Raw genomic sequence first — 14,712 nt, 5'->3', positions numbered from 1 at the left:
TCGCCCGGCTCCGCCGCGCTTGCAGTCACCGCGGGCTTTAGCGGTGACCTGCGTCGCCCGGCTCCGCCGCGCTTGCAGTCACCGCGCAGGCACACTGGAGTCATGGATCCCGTAGAGGCTTTGCGTCAGATCGCCTACTACAAGGACCGCAGCCGCCAGGACCCCAGGCGCGTGATGGCGTATCGCAACGCCGCCGACATCGTCGAGGGGCTCGACGACGCGGCGCGTGAGCGGCACGGCCAGGCCAACAGCTGGCAGTCGCTGCCCGGCATCGGTCCTAAGACCGCGAAGGTGATCGACCAGGCCTGGTCCGGCCGCGAGCCCGACCTTCTGGTCGAATTACGTTCAGCCGCCGAGGATCTCGGTGGCGGCGACATCCGCGCGGCGTTGCGCGGCGATCTGCATCTGCATTCGAACTGGTCGGACGGGTCCGCACCGATCGACGAGATGATGGCGACGGCGTCCGCGCTGGGGCATGAGTATTGCGCGCTCACCGACCACTCGCCGCGTCTGACGATCGCCAACGGTCTGTCGCCGGAGCGGTTGCGCGCGCAGCTCGACGTCATCGACAAGCTGCGCGACCAGTTCGCGCCGATGCGCATTCTCACCGGGATCGAGGTCGACATCCTCGAGGACGGCAGCCTTGACCAGGAGCCCGAGCTGCTCGAGCGGCTCGACGTGGTCGTGGCCAGCGTGCATTCGAAGCTGTCGATGGATGCCGCGGCGATGACTCGGCGCATGGTGCGGGCCGTGTCGAATCCGCACGCCGACGTGCTGGGCCACTGCACCGGCCGCCTGGTATCGGGCAACCGGGGCATCCGTCCGCAGTCGAAGTTCGACGCCGAAGCGGTGTTCACGGCCTGCCGCGATCACGGCACCGCGGTGGAGATCAACTCGCGACCCGAGCGCCGGGACCCGCCGACCGCGCTGCTCAAGCAGGCCATGGACATCGGTTGCCTCTTCAGCATCGACACCGACGCCCACGCGCCCGGCCAGTTGGACTTCCTCGGCTACGGCGCGCAACGCGCCCTCGATGTGGGCGTGCCCGTCGACCGGATCGTCAACACCTGGCCGGCCGAGCGGCTGCTGCAGTGGACGCGCTCGAATTGAGAGGGCCGCTTAGACCCGCACCGGTTCGGCGTGCTCGGGAATCGGTTCGTCGCTGCGGCCGGCGCCCTGCAGCAGGTTGGCGGCGGCGACGGTCGCGCAGGTCGCGGCCGGGATGAGCAACGCGTAGCCGCCCAACCGCGCGCCGAACACGATCCCGGCCACGCCGCCTCCGAGGAACAGCAGGAGGGTCGTCGCGAGGATCGCGGCCTTCCATTTCTTGATTCCGTGTCGCCGGCTGCGACCGAGGATCAGCCCGAGGTCGGTGACGGTTCCGGTGAAGTGCGTGGTGCGGATCGCCATTCCGCGGAAGCTCGATGTCATCGCGTTCTGCAGGCCGAGCGCCGTCGCGGCGAACAGCGCCTGCACCGCGGTCTGCTCGATCCCCAGGGCGTTGATCTGTGCCTTGACCAAGGTTTCCTCGACCCCGGCCGCGGCCAGTACCAGCAAGACTGCCTCGAGGGAGAGCACGGCGGCGTGGCGTGGGCCCGCATGGGCGTCGGTGGGTGCCAGGACCGCCCCGGCTATGGTCGCTCCGGTCAGGAAGCCGAAAAAGATGGCGGCGAGCACGTGGCCTTCATACAGCCACGGGTTGGCCGTGTTCATGCCCAGCTGGGTGGTGATCGCGGTCAGGTTCCCGACGGGCAGCGCCAAGATCAGGAGCGCCACGGCGTTGACGAAGCCCGCCGAAGAGGCGAGTAGCGCGCTGTAACCGAGCAGGAGACTTTCGCGGGGCAGGCCGGTGTCGCGGGTTTGGTGCGTCGGCGGCATCGGGTTCGGTTGCTCACTTTCGAGGTCGGGTTTTCGCCAGCCTAACTATCGGGCCGTCGCACAAGCGGTGCCGCGAGGCGGATTCAAATCAACCTCAAATCATCGAAAATGCCTGCCACAGAGAACAATTGGTGAACAAACGCACAACCCGTCAGTCGGGAAGATGTGGCATCTCTGTACCCGGATCGCGGCCGACCAAAACCGCGGGCGTCAGGGCGGACTTGCCGTACCGGTCGCGCACGCGGTCGATCGCCGCGTCGATGGCCAGCCGGTTGTCGGCGTCGTCGAAGGGCAGCGTCAGCTGCTGGGCGCCGCTGCGGTCGATCCCCGCCACCGCGAACCCGACCAGCGTCAACCCGCGCTCGGAGATCACCGGAGCGGCCGACGCGACCAGCCCACGCGCGGCGGCCAGGATCGGCTGCGTCGAGGACGTCGCCCACGGCAGCGTCCGCGACCGCGTCGCCCGCCCGAAGTCGTCAAACCGCAGGCGCAGCACCACCGTTCGCCCGGTTCGCCCGGCGGCACGCATCCGGCGGGTGATTCGGTCGATGAGGTTGATCACCACCGCGTCGACCTCGGCGGCCGACATGGTGTTGCCGGCGCGCCCGAGCGCCCGCTGCGCCCCGACGGACCGGCGCCGAACACCGGTGGCCACCCGGCGGCGGTCGATGTTGCGGGACAGCGCGAACAGTTGGCGCCCCATCGCGCCGCCCAGCAGCGAGGCCAGCGTCGACTCGCTCAGCTCGGCGACGTCGGCGACGGTCACGAGGCCGTGGGCGTGAAGTTTCTCGGCCGTCTTGGCGCCCACTCCCCACAGCCTCCGGACCGGCAACGGGTGCAGGAAGGCGAGCTCCTGATCGGGCGGCACCAGCAGCAGCCCGTCGGGCTTGGCTTCTTGGCTGGCGACCTTGGCGAGAAACTTCGTCCGGGCGATGCCCACGGTGATGGGCAGGCCAACGCGGTCCCGGACGTCGGCGCGCAGCCGTCCGGCGATCCGCTCCGGTGTTCCGGAGACCCGGCGCAGCCCGCCGACGTCGAGAAACGCCTCGTCCACCGAGAGCGGCTCCACGATCGGTGTGCACTCGCGAAACACCTCGAACACGGCGTCGCTGGCGCGGCTGTACGCGCTCATCCGCGGCGGCACGACCACGGCGTGGGGGCACAGCCGCCGCGCCTGCGTGCCACCCATCGCGGTTCGCACGCCGTAGGCCTTGGCCTCGTAGCTGGCGGCGAGCACGACCCCGCCGCCGACGATGACCGGGCGGCCGCGCAATGTCGGATCGTCGCGCTGCTCCACGGACGCATAGAACGAATCCAGGTCCGCGTGCAGGATGGACGCCTCGCACCGCACGAACATATGTTCGCATGGCCCGGGTGACGACATTCCATGATGGCGACCCGTCCCCGCAAGCGGGAGGTGCCCCCATCGCCCGACTACGCCGCGCTTGCGATCGCCGCTTACCAAATGGTGGCGACCCGCCTCGCCCGGTCCCCCAGCTTCGCGGGGGTACCCCCAACGCCGCGCTTGCGATCGCCACTTACCAATGGTGGCGACCCCCATCGCCCGGTCCCCCAGCTTCGCGGGGGTACCCCCAACGCCGCGCTTGCGATCGCCGCTTAGCCGGATTCCCCGTAGATGCTGGTGACCCAGATGTGGGTGAGGGTGTCGACGACTCGGCCCTCGTCGACCGCCGGCGTCTCCGCGGACAGGGCGGCCATCATGGTGCGCTCGTTCATCTGGTTCAGCGAGGTCGCCAAGTCCACCGCCGGGATGGTCTCCGGTGCGGCGCCGCGGCCGCGTTCGGCGGTGATCATGGCCGCCGTCTGGTCGATCCACTTCTGCATGAAGCCCAGCCACACCACGCGCAGTTCCGAGCTGGTCGCCAGCGCCTCGGTCGCGGCCCGGGCCAGTCGGCGGTGCGTGCTGAACGCCGTGAAAAACGCCTTGATGCCGTTTCGCCACACCCGGCGGGGATCCTCCGGCAGTCGCTGCACCGCCCCGTCGAACTCCGAATCGGCGCGCGCGATCACCGGTTCCAGCAGCGACAGCAGCACCGCTTCCTTGGACTTGAAATAGAAGTAGAACGTCGGCCGGGACAGCCCCGCACCCTTGGCCAGGTCGTCGACCGAGATGTCGGCGAACGACCGCTCTTCCAGCAGCCGCGCGGCGGTGGCGAGGATTGCCTGCTCGCGGTCGTCGCCCGAGGGCCGGATCGCACGACGACCACGCAGGGCGCGAGTCTGGCCGGCGGTAGTCACGGCCGCTACTTTACACGCCGTCGAAATTCTCGACACCCTGTTGACTATGTCGACAGGCCGTTGATAGCGTGGCCGCATGACTGAGCACCTTGACGTGATCATCGTGGGCGCCGGCATCTCGGGCATCAGCGCGGCGTGGCACCTCCAGGAGCGCTGCCCGACCAAGAGCTACGCGATCCTCGAGCGCCGCGACGACCTGGGCGGAACCTGGGACCTGTTCAAATATCCGGGCATCCGGTCGGACTCGGACATGTTCACCCTCGGCTTCCGGTTCAAGCCCTGGCTCTCGGCGAAGTCGATCGCCGATGGCCCCGACATCAAGGCCTACATCAGGGAGGCCGCGGTCGAGAACAAGATCGACCGGCACATCCGCTACCGCCAGCGCGTGCTGGCCGCCGACTGGTCCGATGCCGAGAACCGCTGGACCCTGACCGTCGAGTCGGACGGACAGCAGCGCGAAATGACTTGCTCGTTCCTGTTCGCGTGCACCGGCTACTACAACTACGACGAGGGGTATTCGCCCACCTTCCCCGGCGCCGACGACTTCCAGGGCCAGATCGTCCACCCGCAGCACTGGCCGGAGGACCTCGACTACCAGGGCAAGAAGATCGTCGTCATCGGCTCGGGCGCCACCGCGATCACCCTGATCCCGGCGCTGGTGAACTCGGGCTCCGGTCACGTCACGATGCTGCAGCGCTCGCCGACGTACATCGGATCGCTGCCCGGAGTCGACCCCTTCGCCGAACGTGCCAACCGGCTGCTGCCGGACCGCCTGGCGCACATCGCAAATCGCTGGAAAGCCATCGCGTTCAGCACCTTCCAATACCAGCTGTCCCGGAAGGCTCCCGCGTACATGCGCAAGACGTTGATGACGATGGCGAAGCGCCGGCTGCCCGAGGGTTACGACGTCGAAAGGCACTTCGGGCCGCGCTACAACGTGTGGGACCAGCGGCTGTGCCTGGCGCCCGACGGTGATTTCTTCCGCACCATCCGGCATGGCAAGGCGGACGTGGTCACCGATACCATCGACCGGTTCACCAAGACGGGCATCAAACTCACCTCGGGTGAGGAGCTGCAGGCCGACATCATCGTCACCGCAACGGGTTTGAACATGCAGCTGCTCGGCGGTGTGAAGCCCACCAGGAACGGCGAGCCGATCGACCTGACGTCGTTGATGACCTACAAGGGCCTGATGTTCTCCGGCGTGCCGAATTTCGCGATCACCTTCGGCTACACCAACGCGTCGTGGACGCTGAAGGCCGACCTGGTCTCCGAATTCGTCTGCCGGTTACTGAACTACATGGACGCAGGAGGTTTTGACTTCGTGGAGCCGCAGCATCCCGGCGACGACGTCGACGAACTGCCGTTCATGGACTTCAGTCCCGGCTATTTCCAGCGGGCGATGGACATGCTGCCCAAGTCGGGGTCGCGTGCGCCGTGGCGGCTCAAGCAGAACTACTTCTTCGACATGCGCACGATCCGTCGCGGCAAGGTTGCCGACGAGGGCCTGCGGTTCGCGAAGAAGCGTGCGCCGGTTGCGGTTTAGGGTTTGACGACGACGATTCCGTCGTCGTCGCTGTAGGCAACCTCGCCGGGTACGAACGTCACGCCGCCGAGGGTGATCTCGACATCACGCTCACCGGCACCGGTCTTGGTGCTCTTGCGCGGGTTGGTGCCCAGCGCCTTGATGCCGATGTCGAGGCCGCGCAGCGCGGCGGCGTCACGCACCGCACCGTTGACGACGAGACCGGCCCAGCCGTTGGAGCGGGCCAGCTCGGCGATGACGTCTCCGACCAGCGCCGAATGCAGGGAACCGCCGCCGTCGATGACCAATACCCCGCCCGCGCCTGGCTGGGATAGCACCGATTTCAGCAAGGCGTTGTCTTCGAAACACCGCACCGTGCTGATGGGTCCGGCGAATTCCGACCGGCCACCGAACTGGCGAAATTGGACGTCGCAGCTTCGTACGTCGGGGCCGATGTCGTCGACGAGGTCGGCGGTGGGCTGGAAGGACACGGTCACGTCTGACACCGTAGCGGCTCGGTGGCCGGTCAGCGGCGCCGCAGCTGCCGGATCAAGAGGATCGCCAGCAGACTGACCGCCAGGGCGACGACCAACGGCAACCGGGACTGGGTCAGAACCTCAATCGGGGCGTCGGGCGATACCGGGTTGTTGGCGGCGTCCACAGTGGATTTCGCCTGTGCGGCCGCGTCTTTGGCGGCCGCGGCGAGGTCGCCGTTGCTTTCGATTCGCTGCTGCACCTCGAGGGCGGGTGCGGGGGCCTTTGCCGGAGGCTCGACGCTCTTGGCGGGCGCCTTCTTCGCCGGTGCTTTCTTCGCCGGTGCCTTCTTGGCCGGCGCCTTTTTCGCGGGGGCTTTCTTGGCGGGGGCTTTAGCGGCCTTCTTGGCCGCCTTGGCCGGAGGCTTCTTTTCCGGCGGCGGGGTGGATGCGCCGTCGGGCTCGCTATTGGGTTGATCCTGCGGGTCTGCCATGCGGCCGCTCCTCGAGCAATCTTCAGTAGTTCTCTAGCCCACGCGGGTTCTCCGAACCCATCATGCCAGCAGGCATCCGGGCGACTTTGCCGCCGGTCACGGTCGGTGCCGCACCGCCCACAGGGCGCCTCCGGCGAGGAGCGCCACCGCCACCACCACGAACGGCCAGACCGGGACCCCCGAGTCCCGGGCCCCGGCCGCGCCACCTGCGGCCGGGGGGCCGGGCGTGCCCGTGCCGGGGATCGTCAGCCGAAACGACCAGGATCCGGAGACCACGTGACCGTCCGCGGACGTGACCCGGTAGTTCACCGTGTAGGTCCCCGCCGGTCCCAACGGGCGCACGCCGATGCCGACCACCGCGCCGCGGACCACCGGGTCGCCGGCGGACCACACGTTGCCGTCGGGCCCGACGACCGTCATGGCCGCGAACGTGGTCTGCAGCTGTTCGTTGAACGTGGCGCTCACCCGGTCGGGGCCCGTCGCGAGGACCGCGTTGTCGGCCGGATCGGTGGCCACCCGTGCGGCGTGCGCCGACGCCACGTGAGCGGTCATCGTCGCGATCACCCAGAGGGCACCGACGCATGCGGCGACCGTCAACCGCCTCATGCCCGTCGGCGGATCAGCGCAAGGCAGACTCCCAGCGCCGCCAGGACCAGGGCCGCACCACCCAACACCCGGGCGGTGTTGTCCGCGGGTTTTGGCGGCGGTGGCGCGGTCGCCTGGTCGGCCGGCGCGGCGGAGGGCGGATGGTGGCCGTGCGACGCCACCGGCCCGGCGGCAAGCGTCAGCGTGGGCGCCGGGTGCTCCGGCTCGCCGCCGCCCGGTTGCGGCGGCTGGTCCCACTTGACGACCGTGCCGTCGGAATAGGTCTGCGTGGCCGGGAAACTGACGTCGTCCGTGTCGGGCAGCTTTATCGAGACGCGGAACAGCGCGAACTGGTCAACCCCGATGCCGCCGCCCGGTGTGGCGGTCCACGTCACCGAGCGCACAGTGCCCGATGCCGCGTCGCGGTCCAGCTTGGCGGTCCATCCCGGGGCGCTTTCGGTGCTCGCCGCGGGCACGCTGGGCAGGGCGACGCTCAGCGCGGTGGTCAGCGCGCCCGTGTTCGATTCATTGGGCACCTGGAAGGTGACGATCGCCATGGCGCCGCGCACCGGGTTGTCGCTGCTGGCATGGACGTGGGCCCACGCCGCCGGCAGCTGTGCCGCCGATACGGCGTAGAGGGTGAGGGCGGCGACGACCGCGACGGGCAGGAGGGCCAGGCGCCGCGCTCGTTTCGACATGCCGGGCCGGCGCATTCGGTGGATCAGCTCAACCCGAGACGGGCCATCAGGTCCGCCTCGATGCCGTCGAGCTGCGCCGAGATCGCCGCGTGGGCCGCGCGCCGGCGCGTGGCCGGCATGTTCTCCGCGGCGGTGACGGCCGCCGACAGGTCGGTGAGCCGCTCGGTGATGGCCGACACGAACTGACGTGTCTCGGCGTCCTTCGGCTTTTTGTCCTGCACGGTCCGCAGTGACTTTTCCGCCCCGGCGATTCTGGCGGACAGCTGCGCGCCGTGGCCGGAGAACTGGCCGATCTGCGCCAGCGGGATCCCGAGTTGGTCCGCGCGACGCTGATCGATCAGGGCACGCGCCGCGACGGCGGCCCGGTAGATGACCGGCGTGAGGATGGGCGCGAGCAGCCGGGACACCGTGAGGGTTCGACGAATCCGGGTGGGTGACAAGATCTTCCCTTCGCGCGCCGCTTTGAGTTCGGCCTCGGCGACTTTCAGCGCGGTGCGGTCGCTGTCCCGCTGGGCCTTGATCTGCGCCTTGAGGGCTCTGGCCTCCGCCCGGTGGGCGGCCTTGTACCGGCGAGTCTCGTTCTTGGCGGCGAGCTTGGCCTCCAGCTTCGCGCGGGCCTTGATCGCACGGGCTTCGGCGCGACGCGTCGCGCGACTCTTTCGCTTGCGGAACAGGCCCATACCCTCACCGCCTCCCCGGTCTCTTGTGGACTATCGCTCTCGGGCGTGCGCGATCCCGTGAGCAACCCTAATCGGGATGGGCGCGCCGGAGCCCTCCAGGTAGGGGCCGGGCGGCCGGGTGCGGACCCGGGTGTCCGCTAAGCGTCCAGGTGCTCGGCGCGACGCAGCTCGTTGACCCGCTGCATGACCTCGTGTTGCGCCTCGGGGGACAACTCGGATGCGCGCAGGGCGATGCGGCGCACACCGTCGTCGCGCATCGTGGCGAGGATGGACAGTTCCTTGTCGAGCTTCTCGTAGTACTCGTCGTCGGTGAAGTAGGCCGGCTTGATGCGGAAGAAGTTGGCCAAGGCGGCCATGGTCGTCGCCGACGGGTTGGTGCGGTTCCCCGAACGCAACTGCGACAGGTAGGGAGCCGACATCGTGATGCCCTCCGCCTTGAGCGCCGCGATCACTTCAGCCGAGGTGTGCGGCCCACGTCCCGGTGGATACACCGTGTCGAACAGGCGGTTCAGGCGAGCAGCGAACGTCGTGCTCATTGGATATGACCTCCACTGGGCTGTAGAAGTGAACTATTACCTGGGTGTATTTGCTGATCATGGTAGCGGGGGTTTGTGTCCCGAAACAGGTGCAAACCCCCCAGGATTCGGTCCAGGCGTAGCTGGTGCTTGCCGATACCGCACTTGACGAGCGTCTAACTGATTCGCTGGGGTGTCCACTAAATCAGCGAAACTCACAGGTTATCCGCAGAATTCGGCATCCAGTGCAAGGTGGCGGGCCGGGTGTCGCCAGCCCGGCCAAGTGTAGGGTGGACGCGTGCTGGGCGGTCGCACCGCAACCGGGCAGCAATTTATGATTGCTTAACGCCTTATTTGCTGTCGGACGCGGGCTATGGGCGGAAATCACCCTCAGCGAATGCGCCGGATATGTGAATCCGGGTTCGGCGGCCGCCGTGGTGGCCGCGTCCGAGAGGCCGTAACGGCGGCGTTCCGGCACCAAAGCAGCGAAAGCGAATTGGGGCCGGTGGCGTGCCGCCACAGGATCGTCGGGCGGTTTATCGAACGCCACGCGCGCCGAATCGTACGAGCGCAGGTATGCGGCGACTGCTGCGGAAAAACTTATGTCTCGTAATTCACGCCGAAGTAAATTGCTATGCCGCAAGCAGCATCGCGAGGATGGCGGTATCGGGATGGCTGATGGGGTCGACTCCGACGCGGCTCACCATGGATGTGATCGTGCCGTCGGCCTCCGCTTCCACCCAAGCCGCTCGATGCTCGAGCCCCAAATAAGGCAAGCCGGGGAGCAGGACGCATCCCGACGCGGCGCCGTTGCATTCGGGCAAGGAAGGCGTGGTCTCCGAGGGCGGGTGCAACATCAGCAGCGCGGGGGGCTGATGATCCGCGAAATAGCCCGGCGGGATTGCCGATTCGCCGAAGACCGTACCCTCGGCGAGCACCAGGCCGACCGTGCCCGGCTCGGGCTCCTCGGGGAGTTCCTCGCGGGCGCCGAACACCGTTGTAGTGGAGAGCAATCCGGGCAGTGATGCGACTCGGACCGCGACCATCAGCAATTGGGCCCACTCTTTGGTCGAGTCAGGCCACCGCCCAGAAATCACGAACCCTTTTAGGGCACCACGAGCATGGAAAGGGGAAACCCCTATCGGGCGGTCAGACCCAGTCTCCATTTCGACCTCCGCGCGACGCCTCCGTCCGATTAACCACACTGGTAACTCGAATAACCAAGCATGCCTGCGGGTTCGGTGCCGTGCAACCCGACACGGCCAAAGGCGCACACCTTCTCGGAGTGCCCAATTGCCAACCGCGCAAACGGCAAGGGCGCCGCGCAGCCGCGCGACGCCCCTGCCGATCGAGATCCGGCTCAGCCGAAGATCAGTCCGTTGGTCTTCGACGTGGCGGCAGCGTACCGCTTCTGTACGTCGGCCCAGTTGACGACGTTCCAGAACGCCTTGACGTAGTCCGCCTTGACGTTCTTGTACTGCAGGTAGAAGGCGTGCTCCCACATGTCGACCTGTAGCAGAGGAATGATGCCGAGCGGGACGTTGGCCTGCTGGTCGTAGAGCTGGAAAGTGAGCAGCCTGTTCCCGAGGGTGTCATAGCCCAGGACCGCCCAGCCCGAACCCTGAAGTCCATTGGCGGCAGCGCTGAATTGGGCGCGGAACTTGTCGAACGATCCGAACGCGTCGTCGATCGCGGCGGCCAACTCGCCGGTCGGCTTGTCGCCGCCGTCCGGCGACAGGTTCTTCCACCAGATCGAGTGGTTCACGTGGCCGCCGAGGTGAAACGCCAGATTCTTTTCGTTCAGGAAGATCGCGGCGTGGTCGTCGTTGGCCCGTGCCTCTTCGAGTTTGGCGACGGCGTCGTTCACGCCCTTGACGTATGTGGCGTGGTGCTTACTGTGATGGATCTCGTTGATCTGACCCGAGATGTGCGGTTCCAACGCTGCGTAGTCCCAGTCCAAATCGGGCAGGGTGTATTCAGCCACGGGGTTCCTTTCTTCGATTGTCTTCTAACGCTCATTCGCGAGCCTGCCAAGGCGGCGGCCAGCCGTAGACAACCCTGCTCCATGACTGCGCGGACCGCAAGAATGACCGCGATGAGCCGGAAGGCGAGTACCCGTTCAGCGCCGATTCAAGACAGAACGATGAGCAGCAGAACCGCCAGCAACGCCAGCGCGATGAGCCCCGCGCGCAATGCGGCAACGCTGTAGCTGTGATTCCACGCGGCCGAGCCCGAGTACGACTTCGACGGGGCCGGAGAACCGGGGCCGAACGAATGTGTGGCCATCAATCGCCTTTCACCCGCTCCTCACCTCGCGGTAGTGAGGTGAATCACAACAATTTTTGCGCGAACGCGATCATAGCGCTTTGGGGCGGGCTTGGAAAATAGAACTCTAAGCTGCGGGCCGGCCGCCGCCGCGCGGCCGTCCGAAGGGCCGGCGAAAGCGCAACCCGAGGATGCTTAGTAAGGCAATCCATTTCGCTCAGGGACCGTTCTGGGCCATCTAACGCATGCGTCAATACCGCGGTGTTATCCACATGTGCAACCACGGCTAGCCGATAAAGCTGTAGTAACGCGTCCCATACCCAATAACCGCATGTGGATAAACCTGTGGAAACTGTGGATAGTCGGGGTGGCTGAATAGATAGCCGGCGGTTGGCCTTCACCCATTTCTGAGGGTCTTGCGGCACCCCGTAGCTCGCCGCACGCGGAGCGATCGTCGCGAGGCTACGCTGGTCCGGTGATCCAGGTGTGCTCCCAATGCGGCACTCGGTGGAACGTGCGCGAACGGCAGCGCGAATGGTGTCCACGTTGCCGGGGAGCCTTGATGGCGCCGCTGGCGGACGCGCCGGCGCCCGACCCGCGCTGGGGCCCGCACACTGCGGCGCCTGCGAGCCGAGCGCCCGCGGCCAGGGGCTGGCAGCGCACCCCGCCGAGGCTGCCGCCGGGCTTCCGCTGGATCGCCGTGCGGCCCGGCGCCGCCCCGCCTCCCCGTCGTGGGCGGCGTCCCCTCGGCCCGACGCCGCGCTATGCGATGATGCCGCGCTGGGGTCTGGCCGACCGCGTCGAGCCAACGGCCGCGGCGGCCGGAACTCCCACTCGTCCTGGGCCGTCGGCGCCGACGATTCGAACCACGTTGTTCGTGAGCGTGCTCGTGCTCGGTGTCGCGGCCCTGGTCTACGTCGTGCGCTACGCGTTGCTGATCGTCAACCGGAACACCCTGCTGAACTCCTGGGTCGCGGCCGGCGCGGACTGGCTCGGTGTGCTGGCCAGCGTGGCCGCGGTCGCGGCGGTGCTCGCGTCCGGGGCGATGCTGATCCTGTGGCTGATCGCCCGCCGTGCGGCAGCGTTCGCGCATCATGGCCTGCCGGAGCCGCGGTCCCCCCGAGCGTTGTGGGCGGGATGCGTCGTGCCGCTGGCCAACCTGCTGTGGGCACCGGTTTACGTCATCGAGCTGGCGATCTTGGAGGACCACTACGCCCGCATCCGCCGCCCGATTGTCCAGTGGTGGGTCGCGTGGGTCGCCAGCTACCTGGTCTCCGTCTTCGCCATGGCGACCAGCTTCGCCAGGGACGCCCAAGGCATCGCGAACAACACCATCACGATGGTCTTCGCCTACCTGCTCGCGGCGTTGACGGTGGCCGCGGCGGCCCGGGTCTTCGAGGGTTTTGAGCGCAAACCGGTCGAACGGCCGGCGCACCGCTGGGTTGTGGTCTCCGAAGATCGGGCGCCGACGCCGGCTCCGGTTGAGCTGGAGGGGCGGGAAGCGGCAGCATTACGCGTATGACGTCGGCCGAGGAGGTGCTCGCCGGGCATCCCTTTGTGGTGGCCCACCGCGGCGCATCGGCGGCGCGTCCCGAACACACGCTGGCCGCTTACGATCTCGCGCTCAAAGAGGGGGCCGACGGCGTGGAATGCGACGTGCGGCTGACCCGGGACGGCCACCTGGTGTGTGTCCACGACCGCCGGTTGGACCGGACGTCGACCGGGGCCGGTCTGGTCAGCACCATGACTCTCGCCGAGTTGCGCGAGCTGGAGTACGGGGCGTGGCACGACAGCTGGCGCGAAGACGGCACGCACGGCGACACCAGCTTGTTGACCCTGGACGACCTGGTGTCGCTCGTCCTGGACTGGCATCGGCCGGTGAAGCTCTTCATCGAGACCAAGCACCCGGTGCGGTACGGCTCGCTGGTGGAAACCAAGCTGCTCGCGGCGCTGCACCGGTTCGGCATCGCCGCGCCCGCCTCCGCCGACCGGTCCCGTGCTGTGGTGATGTCGTTCTCGGCGGCCGCGGTCTGGCGGATCCGGCGGGCCGCGCCGCTGCTCCCGACGGTGCTGCTCGCCAAGACCGCGCGCTACCTGACCAGCGGCGCGGCCACCGCGGTGGGCGCCACCGCCGTCGGGCCTTCGCTGGCGGCGTTGAAGGAATATCCCCAACTCGCCGATCGCGCGATAGCCCAGGGCCGGGCGGTGTACTGCTGGAACGTCGACGAGTACGAAGACCTCGACTTCTGCCGAGACGTCGGGGTGGCGTGGCTCGCCACCCACCACCCGGGTCGCACGAAGGCATACCTGCAGAACGGGCTGGCCGGCGCGGGCGGCGGTTAGTCCGGCGGAGCGGTGGGGACGGGCCCGTCGGTGGCCAGTGCCTCGAACAGTCGGCTCGCTTCGTCGTGGTTCCACACCACCACCGATCCGGCATCGCCACTGGTGAACTCGCCGATGGGAACGGTCAACGTCGTGGGGGAGCCGCGCAGCCCCCAGCCGAGGCGGGCCAGGTCCCACACGTGGTCGCCGCGGTCAACGGTCAGGGCGTCGGCGACCGCGCGCGGCACCGAGTACCAACGCCATGGATTGAGCCACACCGCGGGCCGACCGGCGGCCTGCAGCAGCGCCGCCACGAACTGTCGTTGATTGACCATGCGGTCCAGATCCGCTCGGGGGGTGGCGCGGGTCCGGACGTATCCGAGCGCGTTGCGGCCGTCGAGTTTCTGGCAACCGGCGGGCAGGTCGATGCCGGCCAACGGATCGTTGACGGGCATCGCCGGACACATCGTCACGCCGCCGAGCGCGTCGACCACGCCGGCGAATCCGCCGAACCCGATTTCGGCGTAGTGGTCGAGGTGCAGCCCGGTGGCCTGCTCCACCGTCTGGGCCAGCAGGGATGCCCCGCCCATCGAGAAGGCTGCGTTGATCTTGTCCTTGCCGTGGCCGGGGATCGGGACGTAGGAGTCGCGGGGTATCGACACCAACGTCACCCGCCCGCCGGACCATAACTCGGGCAGGTGCACCAGCAGGATCGTGTCGGTCCGGCTGCTGCCGATGTCGCCCCCGGTGGCGAGGTCCTCCTGCTGTTCGGGGCTGAGCCCCTGGCGGCTGTCCGAGCCCACAAGCAACCAGTTTGTGCCGCGGCCGGGCCCGGGGCGTCCGGGGTAGTCGGTCAGTATCTCGTCGCGGTGCAGCCGGCTGTCGAACCAGACGGCGCCGCACACGACGGCGATGCCCACCAGTAGCGAGCCGATCACCAGGGTCGAAGCCAGCGTCCTGATCCAGCGCCGCCAGCCGCGCCGGCGACGCGCGCCTGGTGGGGTGGGCCGCGGTGGTG

General features: G+C 68.0%; 17 protein-coding genes. 4 read left to right on the top strand and 13 right to left on the bottom strand.

Annotated elements, in window-relative coordinates:
- Positions 1-102 precede the first annotated feature (102 nt).
- A complete protein-coding gene (locus BRW65_RS17865; protein WP_073876866.1) occupies positions 103-1,110 on the top strand; it encodes a PHP domain-containing protein in 1,008 nt (335 codons plus the stop codon).
- 9 nt (positions 1,111-1,119) lie between these two features.
- Here BRW65_RS17865 and BRW65_RS17860 read toward each other — a convergent pair whose 3' ends face one another.
- The 3 genes from BRW65_RS17860 to BRW65_RS17850 form a co-directional block, all read right to left on the bottom strand.
- Positions 1,120-1,878: a YoaK family protein gene (locus tag BRW65_RS17860; protein WP_073876864.1), complete on the bottom strand. Its 759-nt coding sequence runs from the start codon at positions 1,876-1,878 to the stop codon at positions 1,120-1,122.
- Positions 1,879-2,029: 151 nt separating this feature from the next.
- Positions 2,030-3,235 carry a DNA polymerase IV gene (gene dinB, locus BRW65_RS17855; RefSeq protein ID WP_073876862.1) on the bottom strand — a complete coding sequence of 402 codons (1,206 nt, stop codon included), beginning with the start codon at positions 3,233-3,235 and terminating at the stop codon, positions 2,030-2,032.
- Positions 3,236-3,495: 260 nt separating this feature from the next.
- Positions 3,496-4,137 (bottom strand): TetR/AcrR family transcriptional regulator, encoded by a 642-nt coding sequence (locus BRW65_RS17850; protein ID WP_073876860.1) that lies wholly within the window; start codon positions 4,135-4,137, stop codon positions 3,496-3,498.
- A 76-nt stretch (positions 4,138-4,213) separates the two neighbouring features.
- Between BRW65_RS17850 and BRW65_RS17845 the strand changes: the two genes are divergently transcribed.
- Entirely contained in the window at positions 4,214-5,683 is a 1,470-nt protein-coding gene (locus tag BRW65_RS17845; RefSeq protein ID WP_073876858.1) for a flavin-containing monooxygenase, read from the top strand.
- Here the strand turns inward: BRW65_RS17845 and rraA are convergent.
- From rraA to BRW65_RS31775, 9 genes are all read right to left on the bottom strand, one after another.
- The gene (gene rraA, locus BRW65_RS17840; protein ID WP_073876856.1) at positions 5,680-6,159 is read right to left on the bottom strand and encodes a ribonuclease E activity regulator RraA; all 480 of its coding nucleotides are present in this window, start codon (positions 6,157-6,159) and stop codon (positions 5,680-5,682) included. The two genes, BRW65_RS17845 and rraA, sit on opposite strands and share 4 nt — an antisense overlap.
- 29 nt (positions 6,160-6,188) lie before the next feature.
- A complete protein-coding gene (locus tag BRW65_RS32680) occupies positions 6,189-6,629 on the bottom strand; it encodes an Rv3852 family protein (protein ID WP_073876854.1) in 441 nt (146 codons plus the stop codon).
- 96 nt (positions 6,630-6,725) lie between these two features.
- Positions 6,726-7,235, bottom strand: a complete 510-nt coding sequence (locus BRW65_RS17830) for a copper resistance CopC family protein (RefSeq protein ID WP_073876853.1) — start codon at positions 7,233-7,235, stop codon at positions 6,726-6,728.
- On the bottom strand, positions 7,232-7,912 hold the full coding sequence (locus BRW65_RS17825; protein ID WP_073877032.1) for a YcnI family copper-binding membrane protein: 681 nt from the start codon (positions 7,910-7,912) through the stop codon (positions 7,232-7,234). Before BRW65_RS17825 ends, BRW65_RS17830 begins: the two co-directional genes overlap by 4 nt.
- Positions 7,913-7,935: 23 nt before the next feature.
- Entirely contained in the window at positions 7,936-8,592 is a 657-nt protein-coding gene (locus BRW65_RS17820) for a DUF6474 family protein (RefSeq protein WP_073876851.1), read from the bottom strand.
- Between the two features lie 137 nt (positions 8,593-8,729).
- Positions 8,730-9,128: a helix-turn-helix domain-containing protein gene (locus BRW65_RS17815; RefSeq protein WP_073876849.1), complete on the bottom strand. Its 399-nt coding sequence runs from the start codon at positions 9,126-9,128 to the stop codon at positions 8,730-8,732.
- A gap of 611 nt (positions 9,129-9,739) precedes the next feature.
- Positions 9,740-10,273 carry a peptidase gene (locus BRW65_RS17810; protein ID WP_073876847.1) on the bottom strand — a complete coding sequence of 178 codons (534 nt, stop codon included), beginning with the start codon at positions 10,271-10,273 and terminating at the stop codon, positions 9,740-9,742.
- Between the two features lie 194 nt (positions 10,274-10,467).
- Entirely contained in the window at positions 10,468-11,091 is a 624-nt protein-coding gene (locus BRW65_RS17805; RefSeq protein ID WP_067279219.1) for a superoxide dismutase, read from the bottom strand.
- 146 nt (positions 11,092-11,237) lie between these two features.
- Positions 11,238-11,393 (bottom strand): hypothetical protein, encoded by a 156-nt coding sequence (locus tag BRW65_RS31775; protein WP_167374059.1) that lies wholly within the window; start codon positions 11,391-11,393, stop codon positions 11,238-11,240.
- 454 nt (positions 11,394-11,847) lie between these two features.
- Here BRW65_RS31775 and BRW65_RS17800 point away from each other — a divergent pair, with 454 nt between their 5' ends.
- Positions 11,848-12,894: a DUF4328 domain-containing protein gene (locus BRW65_RS17800; protein ID WP_073876845.1), complete on the top strand. Its 1,047-nt coding sequence runs from the start codon at positions 11,848-11,850 to the stop codon at positions 12,892-12,894.
- Positions 12,891-13,715, top strand: a complete 825-nt coding sequence (locus tag BRW65_RS17795) for a glycerophosphodiester phosphodiesterase (protein ID WP_073876843.1) — start codon at positions 12,891-12,893, stop codon at positions 13,713-13,715. Before BRW65_RS17800 ends, BRW65_RS17795 begins: the two co-directional genes overlap by 4 nt.
- Here BRW65_RS17795 and BRW65_RS17790 read toward each other — a convergent pair.
- The coding region (locus BRW65_RS17790; RefSeq protein ID WP_244168126.1) for an LCP family protein at positions 13,712-14,712 on the bottom strand (1,001 nt) is incomplete at its 5' end. The two genes, BRW65_RS17795 and BRW65_RS17790, sit on opposite strands and share 4 nt — an antisense overlap.

The organism is Mycobacterium paraffinicum (genome assembly GCF_001907675.1).
In the GTDB taxonomy this organism is placed as follows: domain Bacteria; phylum Actinomycetota; class Actinomycetes; order Mycobacteriales; family Mycobacteriaceae; genus Mycobacterium; species Mycobacterium paraffinicum_A.
Note: the sequence above shows the minus strand (reverse complement) of the source record. Positions and strands in the feature narration are given on the sequence as shown.